Source organism: Mucilaginibacter sp. P4_E8 (assembly GCF_056401495.1).
Map to the genome: position 1 here is coordinate 1 of NZ_JBFUJG010000260.1, position 3,896 is coordinate 3,896.

Here is a 3,896-nt window from a genome sequence, read left to right on the forward strand (position 1 = left end):
ATTAACAGGGTTACCTCCCCCACCAAATAAATTACCGGTTAAAATTGTTCTTTGATTAGGCAAACAAGTTACATTGGGTATTAGGACTGTCGATATATCACCGCTCCAGCTATCACTATTGCTCCCCAGATCTTCCGATGAGCAATAAAGTGTTACATTTGATTTAGGAAGAGCCAGAAAAGGTTGGCTAAATGTATAATTTAAGGTCCCTATATCTGTTGGGGAAATATCCAAACTACGATATAAACCGAGAAGCCTGCTGTCGGTTATGCTTGCGGAACAACCGCAACTGACATAAAATTTATAAGCAACCTGCTCGATTGCGAGCCCGAAAAATTTGGCATTTGGAGGGATAGCATCTTTTACTATTACTTGTATTTCTGTGGTTATCCTATTGAGATAAACAGTTTGTGGGGCATTGCCGGGGATTGTTAAAGGGACCTTTTTGTAAAACGCCTCTTTATCAAATATAGTGGGGTAAATACGTTCAGGACTTGTTCCATAGGTTAATATATCTGTAGTCAAACTGCTTTTGGCAACATAATAACTACCATCTTCACCAAGGTCATTTGACAGTGCTAAACCTGTTTTTCCGGCTGCTACTATTACGGTGTAACTCCCATCAGGTAATTCCTCTGCAAAGGTTCCAAAAGCAGCATCAGTTGATGATTGCTGGATAACTTTCACTTTATCGCCCTTGTTATTATATATAGCAAAAAGTATAACTTCAACCTGATCTGCAAGGGCTTGAGTGGTAAGCGGACGATTTGCACTATTGACCTTTAAACCGTTGGTTTKAAAATCGGTAGTTTGCTTTGAAAACCCWACYRTRAAGGTAAYTTTATGGGAGYTTTTRCCTCCGGTATCWGTRGTATYCTTTGAGCTTTCTTTTTTACAAGACCACATGATCAGGCAAAYAAGCATCAAAGCGAAAAAATTCTTTTTCATTTCTTTAAGTTTAATTTGATAACTATTTGTTGGCGGCTAAATAAATCARTAATTAATATTSGAYAKTAWTAGKATYAGGATCCCAATCATTAATACCKATAGARAARSTATTRTTGACCRRRCYATTGAATAATTTYCCTGACAATATTGTTYTTYTATTTTTTTCGCATRTTACATTAGTTACGGTAACGCCWGYAYYTATKYTTTTTTGGTTGGCATCATATGSAGTAATAGTTACCGAAAAYGGGGTTATGGTATTACAAATTATATTATCAATTTTAAAATTGGTGCTTCCTTTTACAGCATCAGGAACAATTGTTGTTAAAGTAGCCAAATCGGGAACCTCAGGCTGTTCTGCTCCAAATGTGTAATAATAGTAATCCTTATTTACCGTTACCACAATGGTTTTAACGTTAGCCGGAATTGCATCTTCAATATTTACTTCTAATTGACCTACTATTCTGCTTAATGTAACGGCTTGGTTAATATCACCCTGTAGGGTTATTTTAAACTTGTCAACAAATGTATCTCCCCAGGGGAACGTTGGGGAATTAGAATTAACTCCATAAAAATATCGATAATTACTACCAACCACATCCCTTAATACACTTTGTAAGCCACCTTTACCTGCACCAATTCCAATAGTGTAAGTCCCGGCTGGCAACTTATCTGAAATTGTACCGAAATTACTCGCGGTTGAATCTATACTTAGATTACGAACTTCATGTCCGTAAGCATCATAAACAATGTATTTTATAATTTTAAAATAATCATTGGTAACAGGTACCGGGGTTGCATTGGTTTTTATCCCGTTTACTTTTTTATGGCTGGCTGCGCTGGTTATTGATTGTGTAAAGCCTGTTAAATTAAATTTTACGTTGTAGGTTTTAGCATCAGGATCTGTACCGGGATGGTGGTCTTTTTTACAGGAGAAAGCAAAAAAGCAAACCACCAGCAAGAGAGGCAGATATTTTTTCATCGGTTTAAGTTTGCCTTAAAGGTAATTCTTTTTCCAAAAAAAATCCAACTATTTAATGATTAAATAGTTGGATCAAGATTTTAAACCGTAACGAAAAGTTTATGCTTCAAACTTGTAGCCTACACCTTTTACGGTAGCTACACAGTCGTCGCCCAGTTTTTCGCGCAGTTTGCGTATGTGCACATCAATGGTACGGTTGGTAACCACTACAGAGTCTTCCCAAATATTTTTCAGGATCACCTCGCGGGTGTACACCTTGCCGGGCTTTGAGGCCAGCAAATAAAGTAATTCAAATTCCTTTTTAGCTAAAACCACCTTAACACCATCTTTATAAACCAGGTAAGCTTCGCGGTCAATAACCAGGTTACCTATTTCCAGTTTGTTATCAGGTGCATCTTCGGCCGGGGCATTACGGCGCAATATGGCGTTTATGCGGCTTACCAGGGCACGTGGTTTTATCGGTTTAGCAATATAATCATCGGCACCTACGTTAAAACCGGCAATTTCAGAATATTCTTCGCTGCGGGCCGTTAAAAACACCATAAAAGTATTTTTAAACTCGGGCATGGTACGCATAATACGACAAGCTTCAATACCATCCATTTTAGGCATCATGATATCCAGAACAATCAGGTCAGGTAATGATTTTTTTGCTTCGGCAACAGCTTCCTGTCCGTTACGCGCCAAAAACACCTGATAACCTTCTTTTTTCAGATTGTATTCTATTAACTCTAAAATATCCGGTTCATCATCAACAATAAGTATTTTCTGTTTGGAGGAGTTGCTCATGGCACGTTAAATTTTTTGTATAAAAGTATACGCTTTACAAAAGCTAAAAGTTAAGCTAATATTAACAAATTGTTAAAGGTTACCTTATATTAACGATTTATTGAGGCTTGCTAAATGTTTTGTTTAAAAAAGCTTCAAGATCGGCACCTGTAATGTTCTTCGCAACGATATTTCCCTGAGGATCAATGATAAAATTTGAGGGTATGGCCTCCACATGATAAAGCTCTTCTGTAGGGCCTTCAAAACCTTTAAGGTCTGATCCGTGGGCCCAGGTCAGCTTATCATCATTAATAGCTTTTTGCCAGTCTTTTTTCTCCTTATCTAAGGATATACCTAAAATGTTAAATCCCTTTGATTTAAAAGCATTGTACTGTTTTACCACATTAGGATTTTCCTGGCGGCAAGGCATACACCAGGAAGCCCAAAAATCAATCATTACATATTTCCCTTTATAGTCAGCTAATTTTACCGGCTTACCATCAATACCTGCAGTGGTAAAATCAGGGGCTTTGTGACCAATAGAAACCGGCTTGGCCCTTTCCATTTGTTTGATGAATTGCTGTACCCCGGGGTTGGTCTGAAAGCTGCCCTTTATTTCATCGGCATAAGCTACCAGCTGTGGCTCATATTTAAACACATCCAGTGAAGTGGCTGCATAAAAACCGGCAAGTGAATTTTTGTTATCGTTAACAAATTTCAATACCGCATTGCTATAATCGCCCATGTTCTTTTGAAATATGGGCATATATATTTTCAGCAACGAATCAGACTGCTTACCCAGCGCCTGCGATTTTTCCTGGTATTCTGTAACTACCTTATTATTTTTTTCGCCGTAAAGGTTACTGATCCTGTTAAATTCCTTTATCTTATCAGAATCATCAGACCCGGTAATGGTATAGGCATGGGTATTATCTTTAAGATCGGTAGTAAACTCAATATCATCGCCATTTTTAGCTATCAGGTCATAAATACTTTCGCCGGTACGCAGTTTATATAAATTGGCATAAGGTGCCTCGTGCTTAAACTTAAACTTTCCGTCTTCGCTCAAAGTGGTGGAATCAATAACCTTTACCTGGCTGCTGTCGGCTTCAAGCAGGTACACTATTTTTAAGCTTGATGGGTTTTTAATGGTACCTGAGATGGTAAATGCCGATTTGTCCTTACACGAAAACAGGAATAC

The 3,896-nt window shown here is 37.9% G+C and carries 3 protein-coding genes and 1 pseudogene; all 4 read right to left on the reverse strand.

All coding sequences use genetic code 11. The features are described from left to right. Window positions 1-948, reverse strand: a 948-nt coding sequence (locus tag AC1DRQ_RS30020) for a FimB/Mfa2 family fimbrial subunit (RefSeq protein WP_477429573.1), incomplete at its 3' end; no start/stop codon positions are given. A gap of 52 nt (window positions 949-1,000) precedes the next feature. Continuing rightward, window positions 1,001-1,927 (reverse strand): annotated as a pseudogene (locus tag AC1DRQ_RS30025) (hypothetical protein). A gap of 99 nt (window positions 1,928-2,026) precedes the next feature. Further along, on the reverse strand, window positions 2,027-2,716 hold the full coding sequence (locus AC1DRQ_RS30030; protein ID WP_429397590.1) for a response regulator transcription factor: 690 nt from the start codon (window positions 2,714-2,716) through the stop codon (window positions 2,027-2,029). 97 nt (window positions 2,717-2,813) lie between these two features. Next, window positions 2,814-3,896: redoxin domain-containing protein (locus AC1DRQ_RS30035; protein WP_477429575.1), on the reverse strand; the 1,083-nt coding region annotated here is incomplete at its 5' end.

Bases quoted from the DNA above. Each gene is read 5' to 3' on its own strand.
- AC1DRQ_RS30030 (WP_429397590.1), bottom strand. From the start codon at position 2,716: ATGAGCAACTCCTCCAAACAGAAAATACTTATTGTTGATGATGAACCG.